This window comes from Roseovarius faecimaris, from assembly GCF_009762325.1.
Lineage (GTDB): Bacteria > Pseudomonadota > Alphaproteobacteria > Rhodobacterales > Rhodobacteraceae > Roseovarius > Roseovarius faecimaris.
Map to the genome: position 1 here is coordinate 1616909 of NZ_CP034348.1, position 20455 is coordinate 1637363.

18 protein-coding genes and 2 tRNA genes are annotated in these 20455 nt (G+C 57.1%); 10 read left to right on the forward strand and 10 right to left on the reverse strand.

Annotation, left to right across the window (positions count from 1 at the left end):
- Positions 1-7 precede the first annotated feature (7 nt).
- Positions 8-601 (reverse strand): TRAP transporter small permease subunit, encoded by a 594-nt coding sequence (locus EI983_RS08360; RefSeq protein ID WP_157706921.1) that lies wholly within the window; start codon positions 599-601, stop codon positions 8-10.
- Between the two features lie 79 nt (positions 602-680).
- Positions 681-1775 (reverse strand): TRAP transporter substrate-binding protein, encoded by a 1095-nt coding sequence (locus tag EI983_RS08365; protein WP_157706922.1) that lies wholly within the window; start codon positions 1773-1775, stop codon positions 681-683.
- Between the two features lie 309 nt (positions 1776-2084).
- Between EI983_RS08365 and EI983_RS08370 the strand changes: the two genes are divergently transcribed.
- From EI983_RS08370 to EI983_RS08400, 6 genes are all read left to right on the forward strand, one after another.
- The gene (locus EI983_RS08370; protein WP_157709026.1) at positions 2085-2669 is read left to right on the forward strand and encodes a VOC family protein; all 585 of its coding nucleotides are present in this window, start codon (positions 2085-2087) and stop codon (positions 2667-2669) included.
- Between the two features lie 437 nt (positions 2670-3106).
- On the forward strand, positions 3107-4555 hold the full coding sequence (locus EI983_RS08380; RefSeq protein ID WP_198389400.1) for a site-specific integrase: 1449 nt from the start codon (positions 3107-3109) through the stop codon (positions 4553-4555).
- Positions 4552-5199, forward strand: coding sequence for a hypothetical protein (locus tag EI983_RS08385; protein WP_157706924.1), 648 nt, complete (start codon positions 4552-4554; stop codon positions 5197-5199). The genes EI983_RS08380 and EI983_RS08385 overlap by 4 nt, the downstream gene beginning before the upstream one ends.
- 116 nt (positions 5200-5315) lie before the next feature.
- Entirely contained in the window at positions 5316-5528 is a 213-nt protein-coding gene (locus EI983_RS08390; RefSeq protein WP_157706925.1) for a helix-turn-helix transcriptional regulator, read from the forward strand.
- Between the two features lie 109 nt (positions 5529-5637).
- The gene (locus EI983_RS08395; protein WP_157706926.1) at positions 5638-7878 is read left to right on the forward strand and encodes a virulence-associated E family protein; all 2241 of its coding nucleotides are present in this window, start codon (positions 5638-5640) and stop codon (positions 7876-7878) included.
- Positions 7879-8341: 463 nt separating this feature from the next.
- A complete protein-coding gene (locus tag EI983_RS08400; RefSeq protein ID WP_157706927.1) occupies positions 8342-9817 on the forward strand; it encodes a hypothetical protein in 1476 nt (491 codons plus the stop codon).
- Here the strand turns inward: EI983_RS08400 and EI983_RS08405 are convergent.
- From EI983_RS08405 to EI983_RS08430, 6 genes are all read right to left on the reverse strand, one after another.
- A complete protein-coding gene (locus tag EI983_RS08405) occupies positions 9814-10551 on the reverse strand; it encodes an SDR family oxidoreductase (RefSeq protein WP_157706928.1) in 738 nt (245 codons plus the stop codon). The two genes, EI983_RS08400 and EI983_RS08405, sit on opposite strands and share 4 nt — an antisense overlap.
- Complete coding sequence (locus EI983_RS08410; protein ID WP_246162347.1) at positions 10548-11801, reverse strand: FAD-binding oxidoreductase; 1254 nt, start codon at positions 11799-11801, stop codon at positions 10548-10550. Before EI983_RS08410 ends, EI983_RS08405 begins: the two co-directional genes overlap by 4 nt.
- 68 nt (positions 11802-11869) lie before the next feature.
- Entirely contained in the window at positions 11870-12292 is a 423-nt protein-coding gene (locus EI983_RS08415) for a GtrA family protein (protein ID WP_157706929.1), read from the reverse strand.
- The gene (locus tag EI983_RS08420) at positions 12289-13656 is read right to left on the reverse strand and encodes a UbiA family prenyltransferase (RefSeq protein ID WP_246162350.1); all 1368 of its coding nucleotides are present in this window, start codon (positions 13654-13656) and stop codon (positions 12289-12291) included. The genes EI983_RS08415 and EI983_RS08420 overlap by 4 nt, the downstream gene beginning before the upstream one ends.
- A gap of 548 nt (positions 13657-14204) precedes the next feature.
- Positions 14205-14279 (reverse strand) — tRNA-Asn (locus tag EI983_RS08425).
- Positions 14280-14358: 79 nt separating this feature from the next.
- Positions 14359-15270 carry an MBL fold metallo-hydrolase gene (locus EI983_RS08430; protein WP_157706931.1) on the reverse strand — a complete coding sequence of 304 codons (912 nt, stop codon included), beginning with the start codon at positions 15268-15270 and terminating at the stop codon, positions 14359-14361.
- Between the two features lie 40 nt (positions 15271-15310).
- Here EI983_RS08430 and EI983_RS08435 point away from each other — a divergent pair, with 40 nt between their 5' ends.
- Positions 15311-16618, forward strand: a complete 1308-nt coding sequence (locus EI983_RS08435; RefSeq protein ID WP_157706932.1) for an ATP-binding protein — start codon at positions 15311-15313, stop codon at positions 16616-16618.
- An 11-nt stretch (positions 16619-16629) separates the two neighbouring features.
- On the opposite strand, the gene EI983_RS08440 is transcribed toward EI983_RS08435, so the two are convergent.
- A tRNA-Ile gene (locus tag EI983_RS08440) sits at positions 16630-16706 on the reverse strand.
- Between the two features lie 116 nt (positions 16707-16822).
- Between EI983_RS08440 and purM the strand changes: the two genes are divergently transcribed.
- The 3 genes from purM (at position 16823) to rnd (ending at position 19742) form a co-directional block, all read left to right on the forward strand.
- Complete coding sequence (gene purM / locus EI983_RS08445; RefSeq protein ID WP_157706933.1) at positions 16823-17878, forward strand: phosphoribosylformylglycinamidine cyclo-ligase; 1056 nt, start codon at positions 16823-16825, stop codon at positions 17876-17878.
- Complete coding sequence (gene purN, locus EI983_RS08450; protein WP_157706934.1) at positions 17875-18486, forward strand: phosphoribosylglycinamide formyltransferase; 612 nt, start codon at positions 17875-17877, stop codon at positions 18484-18486. The genes purM and purN overlap by 4 nt, the downstream gene beginning before the upstream one ends.
- 92 nt (positions 18487-18578) lie before the next feature.
- Positions 18579-19742, forward strand: a complete 1164-nt coding sequence (gene rnd / locus EI983_RS08455) for a ribonuclease D (protein ID WP_157706935.1) — start codon at positions 18579-18581, stop codon at positions 19740-19742.
- 70 nt (positions 19743-19812) lie between these two features.
- Here the strand turns inward: rnd and EI983_RS08460 are convergent, their stop codons facing one another.
- Complete coding sequence (locus EI983_RS08460) at positions 19813-20328, reverse strand: hypothetical protein (RefSeq protein ID WP_157706936.1); 516 nt, start codon at positions 20326-20328, stop codon at positions 19813-19815.
- Positions 20329-20455 lie beyond the last annotated feature (127 nt).

The window sequence follows — 20455 nt, forward strand, 5'->3', positions numbered from 1 at the left end:
GTGCCTTTTACTTGCTGCCGTTGCTGAACAGTTCAGGATGGTCTTCCTGAACGTGCATCAGCATGTCTTCGGTTTCTTTCACGTCGTCGATACGCGGAAGCCATTGGCCGGTCCGCATGGCCAGCCAGCAGCGCATCATCTCGGCCACCCCCTGGATCATGAGCAGCATCCCCGCCACAGGTATCAGCGTCTTGAAGAAGTAGATCTGAATCCGCGCCGGGCTGTTCCAGCTGACTTCCTTGTAGCGCCAGCTGTCCGAAGCGATCTCCCAGCCGTACCAGAACAGAGCGAACATGCCGGGAAAGAAGAAGAGTATGTAGAGAACAAAATCGACCCGTGCCTGCCAGCGCACGGAGAACAGCCGGTAAAGCACATCGCCGCGCACATGCGCATCCTGCGCCAGCGCATAGGCCCCGGCCATCAGAAACAGCGCCCCGTACATCTGCACCATCATGTCGAATGCCCAGACAGTCGGATGGTTCAGCACGTAGCGCACGAACACTTCATAGGACACCGACAAAGTCAGGATTAGAATGCACCAACCGAAAGCCTTGCCGACCCATTGGCTCAGGCCCTCAATGGCATGAATTGCCTTGATCACAGTTTTGTCCCCCGCATGCCTTCACTGGCTGCACGGGGGCCGCATTGGCGGCCCCCGAAATGTCTTGTGTCGGCCGTGATCAGCCGAAGTAGTGCTTATAGGCCAGACGGTAATCAGGCTGGTTGAGACCGAGGTAGTACATGACCTCTTTTGCGTAGGCTTTCTGCGAGTCGATCACCTTGGCAAAGAACGGATCTTCCGCCGACAAACGTTCGATGACGACATCCCACGCTTTGAGCTGCTCCGCCAGAACGCTGTCCGGAGTGCGGTAGACATTCACACCCTGCTCGTTCTGGAGCGTTTGCAGGTCCTTTGCGTACTGGGTTGTGTTGTTCCAGTAGAAGTTCGAGTTTTCGGCCATCGACGCGTTTTCGATGATCGCCTGATGCTCGGGCGAAAGGCTTTCAAACTTTTGCTTGTTGAACGTGATCTCAAAGAACTCCTGGCTCTGGTGATACGAGGCCAGATGATAGTGCTTCGAGACGTCTTGCATGCCGAACTCGCGGTCCGAGGTCGGGTTGTTGAACTCGGCCGCGTCGATCAGGCCCGATTTCATTGCCGGCTGGATTTCACCGCCCGGCAGCTGGACCACCGACATGCCCATTTCCAGCAGCACGTCAGCGGCAAGGCCGACGGTGCGGTACTTGAGGCCGTTCATCTGCGACGCATCGGTGATTTCTTCGTTGAACCATCCGAGTGGCTGCGCAGGCATCGGTGAGTTGAAGAAGGACACGACGTTCAGGCCCAACGAGGCCATCAGCTCGTCAAACAGTTCCTTGCCGCCGCCGTGATAGACCCAACCGAGCACTTCCTGGCTCGACCAGCCGAAACACGGACCGGTGCCGAACAGCGATGCGGTCTTGGATTTACTGTACCAGTACGCACACACATAATGCGCCGCATCCAGCACGCCGCGGTGAACAGCATCCTGCATCTGGCTGGTTTTCACGACCGAGTTCACCGGAAGGACTTCGATCTTGAGCGAGCCGCCGCTCATCTTTTCAACGCGCTCGGAGAACGTATTCGCGTTTTCAAGCCAGATACCACCGCCCCAGGCGGCCTGCATCTTCAGCGTAACAGTGTGGTTATCCGCGATTGCAGGGGTGGCAAGCGCGCCCGCACCGGCAAGCGCGGAACCACGCAGAAAGTTTCTGCGATTGAGTGATTTCGACATTATATCCTCCCAGATTCAGTCGGATCTTCACGATGGAAAATCTGTTTTTTTGATTGCCGAGCCATCTTTATGCAGCCTTCAGCTATCTGGCACGACGATAGAGCGCTGCCAAACAAATACAAATTGTTTTTTTTGAATTCGTAACTCTCGTCGGCCGCGGAGCCGTGATGACGGTCATCCATTTCATCCATTCCCGGGAGACACAGGTCGCCTCTGCGGGCAAAGCCTGCTATTCGTTCCCGAACTCCGCCAATCTATGCTGGCCATAAACGACACCGAGGAGCTGGACACATGGACAACAGCGACGACCTGCGGAAAATCCAAACCCAAGGTGTTCACCATATCACCCTGATAGGAGCAGACCGGCAAACCTCGATTGACTTCTGGGAGGGCGTGTTGGGAATGCCATTCGTTTTCGACCAACCGAACCTGGATAACCCGAACGAAGGACACCTATACTTTGATCCCGGTGATGGCCGCCTGATCACTATCTTTACAAAAGAGGACCGCAAGCCCGACCCGAGCGCCGTACCCGAGGACACCGGATCGCTGCACCACCTTGCGCTGAACGTCAGCCAGGCGACATTCTGGCAGGTTCCGGCGCGGCTCGACGCTCGTGGCGTCGCCCATTCCGGGCCTGTCGATCGTGGGTTCATGGACTCGATTTACTTCCGCGACCCCCTCGGGCTTCGGATTGAATTGGCATCTTATAGATTCGAGCCACCCGAAGGGTGCCGCCACGCTGACGTGATGATCGAAGCGCATCGCATCCGGGTGGCCCGCGGCGACCGCCATATCGCCAGGGAACATCTTGCTGACGCCATTGAACTGCTGGTCAGAAGGGACCAGCAATCCTTGTCGACGGACCGCTCGGCCAGGAACCCGTACAGATGACCTTCTTGAGGCGCCGGTTTGGAGGCGCCCCGTCGGTGATGTGATCCCCGGGAATACCCCCGACAACCGGTCGGTGGACGAATTGCATCTGTTCATCAGGCGTATGCTGGACAAGTCGGGCTTCTCCGGCGGGCGGGCTGGGTTGGCAATTGTCTTTGCTGTCACCAAGCGCAAGCCGCCGGTTCCACAGACCGCCTGAGCCCACCTGCCGAGCCTTGCATGCGCCTTGTTTTTCAGTCTTACGTGAGAGATTCCGGGAAAAGAAAAACCCTCTAAGTCATTGACCTAGAGGGCTTATCTTGGCTCCGGCGGTAGGGATCGAACCTACGACCAATTGATTAACAGTTATAGAAACCCGGTTTCACAGACTTTCAAACGGTTTCACGTAGTTTCAATAACCTACTGTTTTAATTTTCATATTTGCATATTGGATCGGATTGCTTATCTATCTCTTTCAAGTCGTGGTGGCGACTCGGTGGCGATTCCGCTGTCAGATCACTACCGATGGGATGGAGGGCGCAATGCCTGTTATCAAGATCGCACGTCGCACGGTTGCGGCAATTGACACTCCTGGGAAGCCGGTCGTCTACTACGACGACACCGTGAAAGGCTTCGGGCTACTTGTGCGCCCCTCTGGTTCGCGGTCGTGGATTTTAGAGTATCGGCCCGGTGCCGGTGGACGAGGAATAGCCAAGAAGCGGGTTGTCATTGGGAATCCTGAGACGGTGACACCTGAGCAAGCCCGGGCGATGGCCAAAGACATGCTGGCGAAGGTTCGCCTCGGAGCGGACCCGGCAGCTGAGAGAGCCGACGCGAGAGCCGCCGATACCGTCGCCGAGATCGCCGACGCATGGCTTTCGCGTCATGTAGAACCTAAACGCAAAGTAACGACCGCCAAGCTATATAGGGCGGTATTGGACACACACATTCTGCCCGCTATCGGCTCCCGCAAGGCGGCAACGCTTACCCGCAGCGATGTTGCGAAGCTGCACAGTGCAATCGCCATAAAAACCACATCAGCGAAGAAGCCGAGCGCGAAGCGAACCGCTTCCACTAAGACAAGAGGCGGCCCGATCATCGCCAATCGGGCGTTGGCAGTTCTCAAGGCAATGTTCTCTTGGGCGATTGATCTGGCGTTGTTGCCAGAAGGCACCTCGAACCCCGCCATTGGTGTTGAAGCCTTCAAGGAGAAGGGCCGGGAACGGTTCTTATCCACGGAAGAAATGCAGAGACTAGGTGATGCTCTCAGTCGTGCGGAGACGGAGGGCTTGCCGTGGCAGATCAAGACAAATGGTCCAGCTTCAAAGCATCTACCTGCACCTGATAAGCGCGTCGCACAGTTTGATACCCACACAGTTGCGGCAATTAGACTGCTCCTGCTGACTGGTGCCCGCGTGCGTGAAATTCTTGATCTGGAATGGCGGCACGTTGATTTTGGTCGCGGAATGTTGCGCCTGCCAGACTCCAAAACTGGCGCGAAAGTCATCGTCCTAGGTTCTGCGGCATTGTCAGTTCTGGATGCGATACCACGCATCGGTCGCTACGTTATCGCATCGACTTCGGCAGGAACGAAACATGAAAAACCTAGAGCAGATGTGAATCGTCTGTGGCGTGCAGTATGTCGTGAAGCCTGTATTGAAGGCACTCGCTTGCACGATCTACGCCATTCCAATGCCGCTGTCGGTGCAAGTGCCGGATTGTCTCTACATCAAATCGGTGGACTACTTGGCCATTCGCAGACCAGCACGACCAAGCGTTATGCTCATCTGGCTGCCGATCCGCAACGGCGTGCGGCGGACATGATTGGCGCTGAGATTGGTGCGGCTCTAGGCCTTGGCGGAAACGTAGTTCCGCTTGATGTAACTCGAAAGGCAGATCAGGCATGAATGAACAAGATGAGAAACTGTGGGGGCCGAAACCGGAGCCTGATCCAGAACTTCTGGCGCGGCAACTCAATGCACTACTTGATTGGCTAAGACTATCATCGTGGAAGCCGCATGAAGCTGCGTGCCTCATAGCTGGCGTTTTACCCCCGGAGCACGCTAGCAGTGGTATCGGCCCTTGGCTTCCGGGCAGAGAAGTTTGGCCAAACCGTCGCGATAGTTGGCGCAAGGCTGTAAAATCAGACATTGCTCAGATCAAGTGGTTCATGAAAGAGGCACAAATCGAGCACGATGAAGTCCCCCAAGCCTGGCTTGAATTTGCAGCTCGGCAGGAACGTGAGCCGCCTTGGCTTCCGTTTGCGAAGGCCCATCAGAAGTGTCGCAAATACTTGCCATCCAGCTTGCGGGAGGAAGAAACCATCGTCGCGAATGAGCCGATGAAGCAAAGCGATGTCGCTTCTTTGGGCGGTAAAGCCGCCCGAGACCGTCATCCGACGCGCATTAAATTCTATCCGATAGTAAAGCGCATGTTAGAAGTTGGAACCAAAAGGTCAAAGATTGTCGCGATCCTCGAAGAAGAACACGGTGACGACGCTCCGTCTCCGGGCACAATCTATAACTGGGCAAGGGAAATAAATGGCCAGTGAAACGATATTCATAGGATTCTAAGTGCAGGCGTTTGAATTTCAAGCGCCTGTGTTTATTATGAAAATTTGAAAGTGTGTGTTTGTGTTTCCGGGAGAATCAAAGTCTGGAGACTGACATGCAAACTGAAACCCTTCCTCTTTATGTAGACACGCCTACGGCGGCGGCCTTGCTGGGCCTCTCGCGCTCGACGCTGGAGAAATACCGCTTCTACCGTGACCCGAGCGGCCCGCCTTACGCTATCTTCGGTCGCGCTTCTATCCGCTATCATACGCCCAGCCTGCTCGAATGGGCCGCTGACCGGATGGTAAATTGTGAAAAGGGCAGCTGAACTGCCACTTCGCGGAAACCCATCTCCAAATTGAAATGCCCGACGCCACGGTCACTGGCATCCGTCATATGGTTCTAAATCCATGGATTTTCTGCAATAGGAGCAGCAAATGGACAGGTATAATAATACCTCAGGTAAAAAATCGAAGCAAGGCTTCACCATGGCCGATCTCGCCCCGCTTCCCGTGTGGGCCGTGTGGCGTGACGCGGGGCGCGGGAAGGCCCCAATCAACGCCAAGACAGGTCGCGCAGCGTCCAGCACCAAGTCAGCAACTTGGGCCACCAGAGATGAAGCCACGCGCCGTGCAAATCGCTACGGCGACCAGCATCCAAAAGGTGTCGGCGTGATGCTCACGAACTTAGAGCATAGCCCCGGTCTGCGGCTTTGCGGTATCGACATAGATGGCTGCCGGGAAGCCGAGACCGGTTATATCACCGGGTGGGTACAGCCGGTGCTGCATCGCTTCGACAGCTACGCTGAAGCCTCGCCAAGTGGGACAGGCTTGCGTGTTTTGTTCCTTTGTCATGACGCAGATGTAGATTCGCTGCGAGCAGCCGGTCTGATCCGCCCGCAGTCGGACGGTAGCCCCGGTGCGGGCCGCAGCTTCGATCTGCCCGGCGACCATACAGAGATTGCGGTATTCTTCGAACGAAAGTTCCTGTCAGTTACCGGTTACCTGTTGAGTGATCATGAGCAGATCAAAACAGTAGACTTGGAATCTCTGGAATGGCTGCTGGGCGAACATGGGCCATCCGTTCAAGCGGATGGAGTGAAGCCCGGCAAAGATACGTCCGGCTCCGGCGAGGCGTGGCGCTTCTTGCAAGGACTCGCCCGGCTAGGTCACACCGAAGAGGAAGCCCGCGAGGCTATCGCAGCCGATGATGGTCCTGCGGGTGAGTGGTGGGGCCGCGTAGACGAACGCCAGCAGGACCGTGCCATTGAACGCGGTTTCGGTGTGGTGTCGTCGAAACTGGCGGCCTCGGACGCACTGCTTACCGAAGACGATGTGACCCCGCGCAAGACAACACTGACTGCCTTCCGCGGTATGCTTACTGAAGAGCAGCTTGTAAAACGCATGGAAGAGTATCGAACATCCTTGGACGCTGAGGCTTTTGCGTTGATGTGGGGCGATGGGGAGGAGGACAAGCCCGTAACCCCGAAGGAATGGGGCGAACCGATGAACCGGGAAAACGGGCAGCCCATCATCAATCTGCACAACACGGTGATCTATCTGGGTCGCAACCTGGACACGGTGCTGCCGGGGCTGGCCCACAACCTGATGACCCACCGGGACGAATGGAAAGGGGGCGAGATCGACGATGAGGCCATTTCGCTCGCCCGCATTGCGCTTGAAGCGCGTGGTTTGAAAACCGTGGGCAAAGAGTTGGTTGCGGACGCAATAAGAGCCGTGGCCAAGAAGCTGTCCTATCACCCCATCCGGGACCACCTCAACGCGCTACGCTGGGATGGCGAGCCACGTTTGGATACTTGGCTGATCCGGCTATCCGGGGCAGAAGATACGCCCTACACGCGCGCCGTGTCTCGCAAGTTTCCGATCCAGATGGTTGCGCGCGTTATGAAGCCGGGGTGCAAGGCGGATTATACTATGGTGTGGTCAGGCGAGCAGGGGCAGGACAAGAGCAAGGCGTGCCGTATCCTCGCAGGCGCGGAGTATTTCAGCGACACGCTGCCTTCTATTCGGGGCAGTAAGGAAGAGGCGCTGCGGCACTTGCAGGGGCTGTGGCTGGTAGAACTGGCTGAACTGGCACCGTCATTCAAGGCCGATCAGGAAGATCAAAAAGCGTTTCTTTCAGGGTCTGTTGACCGGGTGCGTTTGCCATATGCCCGGTTTCCGCAATCGTTCAGACGCCAGTGTGTCTTCATCGGCACCACGAACGAAGATCAGTTCCTCAAAGACCCAACCGGAGGTCGTCGCTACTGGCCCGTGGCAATCCGACAAGTCTTCGACACTGAGGGGCTGGAAAAAGAGCGCGACCAACTTTTTGCCGAAGCGACGCACGCTTTCAATGAGGGGGAAGAGTGGTGGCTAGATCGCGAGTTTGAGGCGGAGCACGTCAAACCGGTGCAGGCGGCGGCATACGAGGAAGATAGCTGGGCAATGAAAATTGGCCCGTGGCTCGACAAACCGGCTTTTGACGAAGATGACGACACACCTTCGCCCAAGAAGGATGAGACTACCGTGGCGGAAGTTCTTTCGGATGCTCTGGGGATACCCGCAGGGCAACAGACCAGAGCCAATCAAAATCGTGCTGCGGCAAATCTCAGAACGTTGGGATGGACCAAACACCACACCAGAGAGGGTAAGGTCTGGCGGAGAGCGCAGCCGTGACCCATGTGACCCATCCCGTGACCTAGACGGGTCACATTCAACTCACGGAATCCAAACCACAAATTGCCTCTGTGATCCATGTGACCCATAATCTGGGTAAAAGAGTCTCTGAGATGCTCAAGGCACAGCGCGGCAGCATGAACTGTGTTCTGGGGGTATATAGACGGGCGTGGGTCACATCGGTCACATGGGTCACACTCCTTTAGGTCGCTGGCAGTCTGCTGGGCATATTCGTCCTGACGGTAAAACCGCTGACCCGTAGGGCATGGGAGGTGGGTGGTCCACACGGTAGACCACTTGTCACCTGATCACTGCCACGGGGTGTCGCTTGGGTCCTTCCCGGTAAGAGTTAAATTACGAGGGGTGCGCTGAGCCTCGGGCGCGAAGAGTTTTTCGGACGATACGATCCCACCCACATCTTTCAGGAAAACCTTGGCGACGGACAGCTGTACTTAAGAAATCGATGAATGATAGCAGCCATGAGCGTGCGGCGGGCGGGCTGAGAGGTCTTCTTGTGGCTTTAGAATGGCGATTAGCGGCTGTGGTGCGCGAATGTCGCATCTGGCGACGGGTCGCCGGGAAGAACGCAACAATTAATTGCATTCTGTTCCTCGACTGTGTTGTCATAAGCGGAGGCAAACCCGTGAAACACTATCGAAAAAACCACTGCAAGACGAGATTCGTGGAAAACATTCAAAACTCCGGGGTTCATGACCTCAAGTCAAACCAGCGGTTTCCCAAACAAAAATTTCAGATAAAGGCCAGCCCCGCTATTAGCAATGTGGCCTTTTTGACCGTCTGTTTTTTGTTTCTGTGGCTTTTCATGAACCGATTACTTTCGACAAATCTATCATTTATGAAATGGGATGTCGGAGACTGGCTAATTAGTTTTGAAGCTGGATTGGTCCGCAGGGGGCTATTCGGCGAATTTTTGAGCTTTCTAGGGGATCTCGGCGTAAGTCCCGAACCTGTGCTTATAACATTTGTGATGAGCCTTTACGCAATATTGTTTTTGACTTGTTTCATTTTGTTTGTTTGCCAAAGTCGAACATGGCCTTGGTTCATGATCTTGGGAAGTCCCGCCTTTCTCGCCTTCCCGGTATGGCTTAGCGTTTCGCCTTTCACTGGCGCATACAAGAAGGAGCTTATCGTCTTTGCTATATGCTCTTTGATAAGCTTGAGGGCTGTTTTCAAAACTTCCCCAATATTCATATATATTCCAATAGCTTTTCTTTTTGTCGTGGGATGCTTTTCACATGAGATTGTGCCGTTAAGCTTGCCGCTACTTACGATCATGCTTTTTCTCTATAATCGCTGGAATCTGATCGATCGAAGGGAGGCAATGGCGCTTTTTGGGTTTTTGTCAATTGGATCCTTGTTGGGAATTGTGTTCGCTTTGAGTTTTCCTGGCACCTCCACTATGGCATTTCAAATTTGCCGACGTGCAATGGAGCTTGGCTATTCAAGTGATGTCTGCGGAGGTGCAATTCGTGCCCTGTGGATTGGTGTAGAGTCCTTTACAAGGATCTTCGAGACCTTTCTTCGAGAGTACATCATAGTTTATGGAGCATGTGCGGCATTGGTCTTGCTGCCAGCTTTCCTGATACGTGGGAACAATGATCTTATTATTATTGGCTTGGCTTATATTGTCTGCCTCTTACCACTCTACCCAATAGGAATAGATTGGGGTCGATGGCTCTCTAGTTCGACAACATTTTTCTATCTTACTATTCTGGTACGTTCATATACCCAACCTGTTGAGTTCATGGCTGTTCCGAGCTGGATCACCTTTCTGATGATTTTCTTCTGGAATCCACCCCTTATTTGCGTTCACAATTGTCACCTACAGATGCAGACTTTCACACATTTTTCGGTGCCTGATCCCTACACGATGGATGATTATGATGAATGGCTCAAACATCGTTTTCTAGCCCCTTAGATCGACATTTTCTTGAAGATGAATTCGGGAATGCTGCGGATTATGAACATGATCACGCGCCAAATTGGTCTTATGTAAACCACGTTTCTCTTCTTTTCGACAGCCCGCGCGATGCCTGAAGCGACTTCGCTGGGTTGTGCAGTCAACCGTGCAGGTAGGTCCATGCCTTCGGTCATTCGTGTCTCCACGAAACCTGGAAGTACCGTCACCACATGCACACCGCGTTTCGCCATCCGGTTGCGCAATCCCGATAAGAAGGCGGTGAAGCCGGCCTTGGCGCTGCCGTAACTGTAATTGCTGGCCCGACCGCGCTCTCCAGCGACAGAACTGATACCCACCAATGTGCCGCTGCCACGGGTTTCGAACCGGTTTGCAAGTTCGGCCATGATATTCGCGGGCCCTTCAAAATTGCTTCGCATGACCCGCGTAAAGGCGCCTATGTCCTCTTGAGTTCTGTCCTGCGGCTCCATAAGCCCAACGGCGCAAATCGCGATTTCGGGCAATTCCGGTAGCGCGTCGACAAAAGATGCGTGGGTTTCCGTCTCTAGGGCGTCGAATTCGTGAAGCGTGACAGGAACACTGTAACGTAGTGAAATATCGCTCATATCCACTTCGAGAGTTTCGATATTACGTGCCGCCAATTGCACTGGATGTCCGAGAGAGGCAAATTCATGGGCGACGGCCTTGCCAATATCCGATCGTGCCGCGAGTATGAGAACAGATTCTTTGATCACAATTCCAACCTTTCTGACTGTGCCGAGCGGAAATGAGCGGTAAACTCGCGGCTTTCCCGCATGGTTTGAAAATCGCCGATCCGTTCATCGGATGCATGCAGCGTTTCAGACCGCATACGGCTGTCCTTTGCCAGATAAAACCGCCCGCCATGCTCAATTGTTATCCGGTCTAGCCGGTCCAGAAGTGCAAACACTTTGGCGTTGACTGGAAAATCCAAGGCAAGTGTATAGCCTTCCATCGGGAAGGAAAACGCACCGCTTTGTTTGCCAAAACGCTTCAGAACGGAGAGAAAGGAGCCGGTACCGGCACTGGCGATTTCCGCGAGCAGAGCTGTGAGACCGGATTCCGAACTCTCAAGCGGCAAGACACATTGAAACTGAACAAATCCTTTGCGGCCATAGATCTTGTTCCATCCGGCAATCGAGTCAAGCGGGTAAAAATAGCTTTTCCAATCAACTATTCGATCGCCACGCTTTCGGGAGCCGATCCAGTAATAAAGTGAGTTGAATGCACTCAAACTGTAGCGGTTCAATGTTAAGGCCGGGAGGTATACTGGAACTGAACGCATTTTTTTTGGTTTGATTTGCAATGGTGCTGCCTTCATATCGAGCGGTAGATCACTCACTTCGGCATGTTCACCCAGCATCACGAGCGCGCGCCCTAAGTTTGCTGCTTGCCCCAGGCAATCGATCCAAGCGACTGAATAGGTCGCGTTCTGGGCACCTTCAATGACTTGCATACAGTTCGCCAGATTGTCTGTTGAGATTGTCGTTTGGCGGATCCACGCCGTTTCCACAGGACGCAGCCTGATCGCCGCCCGGACTATGACACCTGTCAGCCCCATACCGCCAAGAGTATAATCGAAAAGCTCTGCATCCTCATCCAAAGAACACCGTTTGATAGTCCCGTCCTGTCGCATCAGGTCGATCCAATCGACGCAATTTCTGAAACTTCCGTCGTTGTGATGGTTTTTTCCGTGCACATCCGCAGCGATCGCCCCCCCCAAAGAGACAAACCTCGTTCCGGGTGTGACAAGTGGAAACCAACCGTGTGGCAGGAACGCCGAGATGATGTCACCAAGTTGCACACCCGCCTCGGCGACAAGCTGACCCGAAGACGGATCGAAGCGGATCATTCGATTGAGGTGGCGTGTTTCGACAGTCGCTGACGGATTGATGGCGCTGTCGCCATACGCCCGACCACTGCCCCGCGCAATTAGGTTCGGCTCTGATCTTACAATGGTCGACAAGGCGTCAGGGCTCCGGGGTGAAAGTGCTCGAGCAACCATTGACGGATATCCGCCCCAACCGGAAATGGTCACGTTGCGGCCTCTACGGGACGAGGCGTGAACACGAAACGGCTGTCTAGACGATACTTTACGAAATACCCGATGCCGAGACCAATCACCGCGCCCAGTTCACGCATGAAATCCGTTTCCCAGATCAGCCAAAACGCCGTCTCTATGCCCCAAAAGATTGCCGTGGTGACAACACCCATAGCTACGTAAAGCGTGAACTTCTTACTGCTTTTTCTGATGCCCGATTCGGCATCGTAGAAGATCCAACGTTTGTCCAAATAATACTTAACGAAAAGCCCAACAAACGTGCCTGCTACAATAGCGGCGCCAAAGTTGGCTCCGGATGATCCATATTGCAGCATGAAGCGCTGGCTGGCTAGATTTGCAACGGTGGCAATGACCGCGAATAGGGCATAGCGAGACACAAGTGCGCGAACATTCATGACAGCCCGCCCCAGAAAAGGAACACAACGATAGCAAGCAGGCACATTAGGCTGGTACGGTCTGTCGCGGCGTAGACAACAGGATCGTCATGCATTTCACCGCGATGCGCCAACATTACGGTTTGCGTGATCCAAAATAGTAGAACAGCGGAAACCCCCCAGAGTGCCTCAGGTAGCCCATAGAGATTCATGACTTGTGGGGAGTTGACGTATAGCATCATTACCAATACGGACACGTATCCGGCGGCGATTGCGATCATAGACACTATGGGAAGGTCATTGACATGATAGCCGCGACCATTCACCTCAAGCTCGCCGCGCATGGCAATGTCCGCCAATTCAGCCTGACGTTTTACTGCCGCCAATGCTAAGAAAAAGAATGCGGAAAACGCTAGAAGCCACACCGAAAGTGTTATTCCTGCGGCAAGACTACCCGCGACAATCCGCATGGAATAGAGAGCTGTAAGCGCGAAGATATCTAGGATTATTCGGCGCTTGAGGATCAGAGAGTAGGCTGTTGTTAGTAGGCAATATCCTAGAATCGCAAGAACGAATGCTGCGTTGACACTGATCGCAAGTACTACTCCAATCAAGAATAGGCCTGCGGCCATCCACATACCCTGGTAAATCGGAATATCTCCAGAGGCAAAAGGTCTATTCTGTTTTCGAGGATGCGAGCGATCAGCGGTGAGATCAATTAGGTCATTTACCACATAAATGCCCGACGCCATCAGACTAAAACTTAAAAATGCGATAAGTGACAAGAAAAAGGTGGGGCCGTCAAACTGGTGCGCCGCCAACATTGGAAGAAGAACTAAAACATTCTTCAGCCACTGATGCATTCTGAGTGCCTTAATGTAGGTTTTGGTCGAACTGCGCTCGGAAACGATATGCTCGATAGAATCGCAAGCGCGTTCTGCCTCACATCGTAAACTGTGGGAGGCTCCGACAGTTATCGCCTTCGCTGCGCGTCTCCATATCGGTATATCCGCCGCATGGTCGCCCATATAATGGAATCCTTTCCGACCAAATCGCTCTTCAAGGAATTGAGCCTTACATTCTCCCTTTAGATTGAGTGTACCATCCGAACCGTAGACCTCGTCAAATAGTCCAATCTCACGTGCAATTTTTTCTGCCAGAATTTGATCGCTGGCGGTAACCAATGCGGTTCGCCCACCGGAGCGTCTCCACTCCTCGATGTAGTTTATCACCTTCGAGTTGTAAGGAAGGGTCTTTACATCGACCGAAGATGCCAAAGCGAGGTGGCGCTTGAGGAATGCACGGCCCCGAGACATGTTGAAAAACGATAGAAACGGAGCACGCCAATCCTGACCGAACGACGACCAGAAGCTTTCAAACAACATGTCGCTCCGCAGGAGTGTTCCGTCAAGATCGACGACGAGGACTTCACAAGTTTCTGTCGACAATTTGCTCAAACCAATAGTTACAAGGATTATCATTTTCTATTAATGGACAAACGCTCACCGGGCCAGTCGAAAATTCGGCAAACGCCGAGGCCCTGTTGTATCTTTTCGGTCCAAATAGATCTTTTCGCATCGCCATCAGGGTGAAACACCGGCAACATCGTTCCCGTTGTAGCGTACTGGGCCTCCCCCTTTGAAGTGGTCCGCGCCTAAGTTTAGGAAAGCGGAGGACCAAGAATGGCGATTAAGATACCCAAGCCCGAAGAGATTGTCGTTAATTTACGGCAGGTTGAAGTTCTGATGGGTCAAGTAACCGTGCCAACCGTTTCGCGAGAGTGTTATGGACGGGGCTTCGCGCAACAAATCACAACCAGAGCAGGCTATGGATTTCCCTACACCGTGGCGACTCCGTGGCGATTCAAGCCCTAGTCGCTCTGCTCGTCAAAAATAAGAAACCCTCTAAGGCATTGGCCTTAACGGGCTTATTTTGGCTCCGGCGGTAGGGATCGAACCTACGACCAATTGATTAACAGTCAACTGCTCTACCGCTGAGCTACGCCGGAACACGTGGGCGGATATAGCAACACCGGTGGAACGCGTCCAGAGGAAAGATGACAATTTTTTTGCCCCATTTCCGCCCTGTCAAATCAGCTGGAAGCGGCTGGATTCTGACAATTGCCCCTGGGGGGCCACCCGCGCGCGCTGGTGCAGGTCGACCAGATGCGCAAGCACGTTGCGCTCTGCCGCGGGCAAGAGCGCGCGCGGCGTATCGGTGTAGACGGCTCGCGTAACCTCGGCCGCTGTCCGGGCTGTGTCCCGCAGCGCGGCGAGGATGGCCTCTTCGCGGGTCTGGCGGTGCGCCAGCAACCAGGCGATGCGCGCATCCGGATCGGCGACCGGCGCACCGTGCCCTGTGTGCAGCACTGCCGGTTTCAATGCGGCGAGCCGCTGGCAGGAGGCGCGGAAATCGGTCAGATCACCATCGGGCGGCGAAACCAGGGAGCTTGCCCATCCCATCACAAGATCGCCGCAGAACGCCATGTTATTCCACGTAAAACTCATATGGTTTCCGAAATGTCCGGGGGTCCAGTGGGCCGTGATCGACCAGCCATCGCCCGGTGTGACTTCGCCATCTTTCAGGCAGTGATCGGGTGAAAACCCCGCGTCGACACCCTCGCCGCCCCCGACGAGACCCGTTGCCGCCAGCCCCTGCATCACCTCGCTGCGACCGGCATGCGCCGCGCCATAGGCCAACACCGGCGCGCCGGTGACCCGGGAGAGGCTGACGGCGAGGGGCGAGTGATCCAGATGGGCATGCGTGACGAAGATATGGCTGATCCTCTGGCCAGGGGTGAGCGCGGCAAGGATCGCCTCAAGATGCGCCGGGTTGTCCGGGCCGGGGTCGATCACGGCAAGCGCGCGGCGCCCCACAAGATAAGTGTTGGTGCCGCGGTAGGTCATCGGCGAGGGGTTGGGCGCGAGCACCCGGCGCAGGTCCGGGGCCAGCTCTTCGGCCTCGCCCACGGGCGGGTCAAACTCGTCAGGGGGCGTCATGGGCCTTCCTCTTCGCCGGTTGCGCGGCTACATCTAGCGCATGTCCTTTCGATGGCTCAAACCCTATTTGCCGCGCAGCCTTTACGGGCGGGCGATGCTGATCCTGCTTCTGCCGGTGATCACGCTTTTGCTGGTTGTTTCCGTGGTGTTCATCCAGCGGCATTTCGATGGGGTGTCTGAGCAAATGACCACCTCGGTCAGCCGCGAGGTACGCCTGCTTCTGAGCGAGCATCCGGGCGGGGCGGCCGAGATCGCAGGCTCCACGACAGCGCGGATACTGCAGATCAGCGCCGAAACGGTCGCGCCAGGCGATGTACCGGGCGAAGACATCCGGCAATGGTATGACCTTACGGGTGGCGTGGTCACGCGGCATCTGCATGCGTTCCTGCCGGGGCTTCTGGCGGTGGAATTGCCCGATACGCAGGTGGTGCGGCTGTATTTTGATCATGGTGGCGAAACCATCGCCTTGTCCTTTGACCGGCGTCGGGCCTCGGCGGCCAACCCGCATCAGCTTTTGGTCAATATGCTGGTCTTTGGCGTGTTGATGACGATTGTCTCTTTTCTCTACCTGCGCAATCAACTGCGCCCGATCACCCGTCTGGCCCGCGCGGCCGAGGCATTCGGGCGGGGCCGGCACGAGCCGTACCGGCCGTCGGGCGCAACCGAGGTGCGCGCGGCCGGCAATGCCTTTGTGAACATGCGCGCGCGCATCGAAAGGCAGATCGAACAGCGGACGCTGATGCTCTCGGGGGTGAGCCACGATCTGCGCACACCGCTGACGCGCCTCAAGCTGGGCCTCAGCATGCTGGAGGATGAAGAGGCTGCGCCAATGCGCCAGGATGTGGCGGATATGGAGCGGCTTCTGAACGAGTTTCTGGATTTTGCCCGGGGGGCACAGGAGGGCGAGCCCGAGCCGGTGGATCCCATGGCCCTTGTGCGCCAGATCGTCGAGGATGCGCGCCGTGCTGAATTGCCGGTGACGCTGGTCGAGGCGGAGGGCGCAGGGCAGATGCGGCTGCGCGAAGGGGGCATTCGCCGGGCGGTGGAGAACCTGATCGGCAACGCTGTGCGCTATGGCGCGCGGGCGGAGGTTTCGGTGGTCCTGTCAGACAAATCGTTGCGCATCCGGGTCGAGGATGATGGCCCCGGCATTCCGGTGGAGCGGCGCGAAGAGGCGATGAAGCCCTTCACCCGGCTCGAGCCCGCGCGCAACCAGAACCGTGGCACGGGCGTCGGCCTTGGCCTGTCGATCGCGCTAGATATCGCGCGAGCCCATGGCGGCACCCTGCGCCTGGCCGAAAGCGCAAAGCTGGGAGGCTTGCGCGCTGATATCGTGATCGGGCGATAAGGGCTGAGAGGTGGTAGGCCCGGCAGGACTTGAACCCGCAACCAAAGCGTTATGAGCGCTCTGCTCTAACCAATTGAGCTACAGGCCCCTCAAAGGAGCAGATAGGCGAGGGCGAGGGCCGCCGTCAAGGCTTTGGGCGTTGCGAAAACGCGGGCGATGGTTTACCGCAGGCGCCAGATGCGATGACGGAGAGCGGCCCCCCTTATGACGAACGCGAGTGACGGAAAAAACGGCATCACCTATGCCGATGCAGGCGTGGATATCGACGCGGGCAACGCCCTGGTCGAGCGGATCAAACCGGCGGCGAAGCGGACAACGCGGCCCGGTGTGATGTCGGGGTTGGGTGGCTTTGGCGCGCTGTTCGACCTCAAGGCGGCGGGATATTCCGATCCGGTGCTGGTGGCGGCCACCGACGGGGTGGGGACCAAGCTGCGGATTGCCATCGACACCGGCAATGTGGACGGCGTGGGCATCGACCTTGTTGCAATGTGCGTCAACGACCTTGTTTGCCAGGGGGCCGAGCCGCTTTTCTTCCTGGATTATTTCGCCACCGGACGTCTGGAGACCGACACCGCGGCCCGGATCATCGAAGGGATCGCCGAAGGCTGTGTGCGTTCCGGCTGTGCGCTCATCGGCGGCGAAACTGCCGAAATGCCGGGGATGTACCCGGACGGGGATTTTGACCTTGCTGGCTTTGCCGTCGGCGCGATGGAGCGCGGCACGGAACTGCCCTCGGGCGTCGAGGAGGGCGATGTGCTACTGGGGCTGGCCAGCGATGGCGTGCATTCCAACGGCTACAGCCTGGTGCGCAAACTGGTCGAGATATCGGGACTGGGCTGGGATGCCGACTGCCCCTGGAGTGACGGCACGCTGGGGGCGGCACTGCTGACCCCGACGCGGCTTTATGTACGTCAGGCCCTGGCGGCGGTGCGCGCAGGGGGCGTGCATGCGCTGGCGCATATCACCGGTGGCGGTCTGACCGAGAATTTGCCGCGCGTCTTGCCCAAGGGCATGGGCGCTGCCATCGACCTTGACGCCTGGACGCTGCCGGGCACGTTCCGCTGGCTGGCGGAGCAGGGTGGCATTGCCCCGTCGGAGATGCTCAAGACCTTCAATTGCGGGATCGGCATGATCCTGAGCGTGGATGCGGCGCGCGCCGATGCGCTGACCGCTCTGCTTGAGGGGGAAGGCGAGACGGTGGTGCGCCTTGGCCATGTGACGGACAGCGGCAAGATGGTCTATTCCGGACAGCTGATGTGAGCCTGCGCGTTGCCATCCTGATTTCGGGGTCCGGGTCCAACATGGTCTCGCTGGTGGAGAGCATGACCGGCGATCACCCGGCGCGTCCCGTGCTGGTGCTGTCGAATGTGCCGGGGGCAGGCGGGCTGGACAAGGCCCGTGCGCGCGGCGTGCAGACGGCGGTGGTGGATCACCGGCCCCACAAGGGCGACCGCGAAGCCTTTGAGACCGAGCTGAACACGGTACTGGAAGAGGCGCGCCCCGACATTATCTGTCACGCCGGGTTCATGCGTATCCTGACACCGCATTACGTGGATCGCTGGGCGGGCCGGATGCTGAACATCCACCCCTCTCTTCTGCCGAAATACCCCGGGCTCAACACCCATGCCCGCGCCCTGGAGGCGGGCGACTCAGAGGCGGGCTGTACCGTGCATGAGGTGACCGCCGAGCTTGATGCCGGCCCGCTTCTGGGGCAGGCGCGGGTGCCGGTTTTGCCGGGCGATACGCCCGCGCAGCTGGCCGCGCGGGTGCTGAAAATGGAGCACAAGCTTTATCCGGCGGTGCTGCGCCGCTTTGCACAAGGTGAACGCGCGCCGATTTACATGAGCCAGGAGACCGCCGAAGATTGACGCCCCTTCAAGCGGCTGTGGCATTTCCTTTCCCCCGGGCCGGTCCTATAAGACGGACAACCGAGGGCCGATCAAGAAGCAGAATTTCCCAGATGAACATCATCACCAGCACCGACGATCTCGCGGCCTTTTGCAAGGCGGCGGCGGCGCATCCCTATGTGACCGTCGATACCGAGTTCCTGCGAGAGCGGACCTATTATTCCAAGCTCTGCCTCGTGCAGCTCGCCATGCCGGGCAAGGGCGATGATACGGCCGTGCTGGTGGACCCGCTGGCCGATGGCCTGTCTCTGGAGCCGCTTTATGAGCTTTTCCGGGACACCAATGTGGTCAAGGTCTTTCACGCGGCGCGGCAGGATCTTGAGATTTTCTATGTCGATGCGGGCCTGATCCCGGTGCCGCTCTTTGACACGCAGGTGGCGGCGATGGTCTGTGGCTTTGGTGAACAGGCGGGCTATGAGACGCTGGTGCGCAAGATCGCGAAGCAGCCGCTCGACAAATCCTCGCGCTTTACCGACTGGTCGCGCCGCCCGCTGAGCGAGGCACAGATGAGCTATGCTCTGGCGGATGTCACGCATCTGCGCCAGATCTACGAGTTTCTCGCCCGAAAGCTCGAAGAGACCGGCCGCGCCAAATGGGTGGCCGAGGAGGTGCAGATCCTCAACGATCCGGCCACCTATGTCGTGGACCCCGATGAGGCCTGGCGCCGCGTCAAGACGCGCAACCCCTCGCCGAAATTCCTGGCCATCGTGCGCGAACTGGCGCGGTTTCGCGAATCCTATGCGCAATCGCGCAATATCCCGCGCTCTCGGGTGTTCAAGGATGATGCGCTGACCGAGCTGGCCTCGACCAAGCCGATGACGCCGCAGGATCTCGGGCGGTCGCGGCTTTTGCTGCGCGAGGCCCGCAAGGGCGACATCGCCGAGGGCATCCTTGCGGCGGTGAAGGACGGGGTAAATTGCCCGCCGGACAAGCTGCCGAAAACCGGACAGGGGCGCGACAAGTTGCAGGTCAACCCGGCGCTGGCCGACTTGCTGCGGGTCCTTCTGAAGGCCAAGACGGAAGAATATGGCGTGGCCTCCAAGCTGATCGCCTCGGCGGCCGATCTTGATGCCATCGCCGCGGGCAAGCGCGATGCCGTGGCCCTCAAGGGCTGGCGCGCGGATGTGTTTGGCCAGGATGCCATGCGTCTGTGCAATGGCGAGATCGGGCTGGCCACCAGGGGGCAGAATATTCGCATCATCGAACTGGACGACTAGGGCAGGGCGAGACGAGCGGCGCCACCGGATCAGTTCCAATGCGCTAAGGTTGGCTTGGCAAATCCTGGGGTCAGCGCCGACGCGTGGTGCGCACGTTGCGCTCGGCCACGATGCGAATCGTGCTGGTCTCTTCCAGCACCTGGCGCGAGATATAGCGCCCGACCCGAACGGTGCGGCCTTCTCGCGTGCCGACGCCCTGGTTCTGAGGCTGAATCGCCTTGAGCGAGAAGCTCAGCACCCCATCGACCGGCTTGCCATCGGTCTCCGAGGTCAGGCGCACGTCATGCGCTCCCTGCAGTCGCGACTGCCCTGTCACCCGCACGATAGCGCCGGTAGAGGTGCGTTCGACCACCACATCGGTGACCTCATCCAGCAGGGTGCCCTCGTAAACGGCGCGCTTGTCGCGGCGGAAAATGCCGACCTGTTCAGGGATAAGCGGGTTGGGATTTGCGGCGGTGGCCTGCGGCGCTGGGGCCGAGCGGCTCTTGCCGAACCAGTTCGAGGGGTTTACGCGGCTGTCGCGCCAGCCGCTGCAGGCGCTGAGCACCAGCGTGGAAATGACCAGAAGGGTGGTAAGTCTGCGCATCTGCCCCGGACCTCGTTGCTTTTCCCATCGCTACCCTATCCGGGCCGCGAAGAAAAGATGTAAGCGGGGCTGGACCTCGGTGCGGGCTGGGCTTACCTCATGAGGCGCAGGATACAAGGACAGGACC

Coding starts and splice junctions, on each gene's coding strand:
- EI983_RS08365 (WP_157706922.1), bottom strand. CDS start 1,775: ATGTCGAAATCACTCAATCGCAGAAACTTTCTGCGTGGTTCCGCGCTT.
- EI983_RS08385 (WP_157706924.1), top strand. CDS start 4,552: ATGAATGAACAAGATGAGAAACTGTGGGGGCCGAAACCGGAGCCTGAT.
- EI983_RS08390 (WP_157706925.1), top strand. CDS start 5,316: ATGCAAACTGAAACCCTTCCTCTTTATGTAGACACGCCTACGGCGGCG.
- EI983_RS08395 (WP_157706926.1), top strand. CDS start 5,638: ATGGACAGGTATAATAATACCTCAGGTAAAAAATCGAAGCAAGGCTTC.
- EI983_RS08400 (WP_157706927.1), top strand. CDS start 8,342: ATGAATGATAGCAGCCATGAGCGTGCGGCGGGCGGGCTGAGAGGTCTT.
- EI983_RS08415 (WP_157706929.1), bottom strand. CDS start 12,292: ATGAATGTTCGCGCACTTGTGTCTCGCTATGCCCTATTCGCGGTCATT.
- EI983_RS08420 (WP_246162350.1), bottom strand. CDS start 13,656: ATGTTGTTTGAAAGCTTCTGGTCGTCGTTCGGTCAGGATTGGCGTGCT.
- EI983_RS08430 (WP_157706931.1), bottom strand. CDS start 15,270: ATGACGCCCCCTGACGAGTTTGACCCGCCCGTGGGCGAGGCCGAAGAG.
- EI983_RS08435 (WP_157706932.1), top strand. CDS start 15,311: ATGTCCTTTCGATGGCTCAAACCCTATTTGCCGCGCAGCCTTTACGGG.
- purM (WP_157706933.1), top strand. CDS start 16,823: ATGACGAACGCGAGTGACGGAAAAAACGGCATCACCTATGCCGATGCA.
- rnd (WP_157706935.1), top strand. CDS start 18,579: ATGAACATCATCACCAGCACCGACGATCTCGCGGCCTTTTGCAAGGCG.
- EI983_RS08460 (WP_157706936.1), bottom strand. CDS start 20,328: ATGCGCAGACTTACCACCCTTCTGGTCATTTCCACGCTGGTGCTCAGC.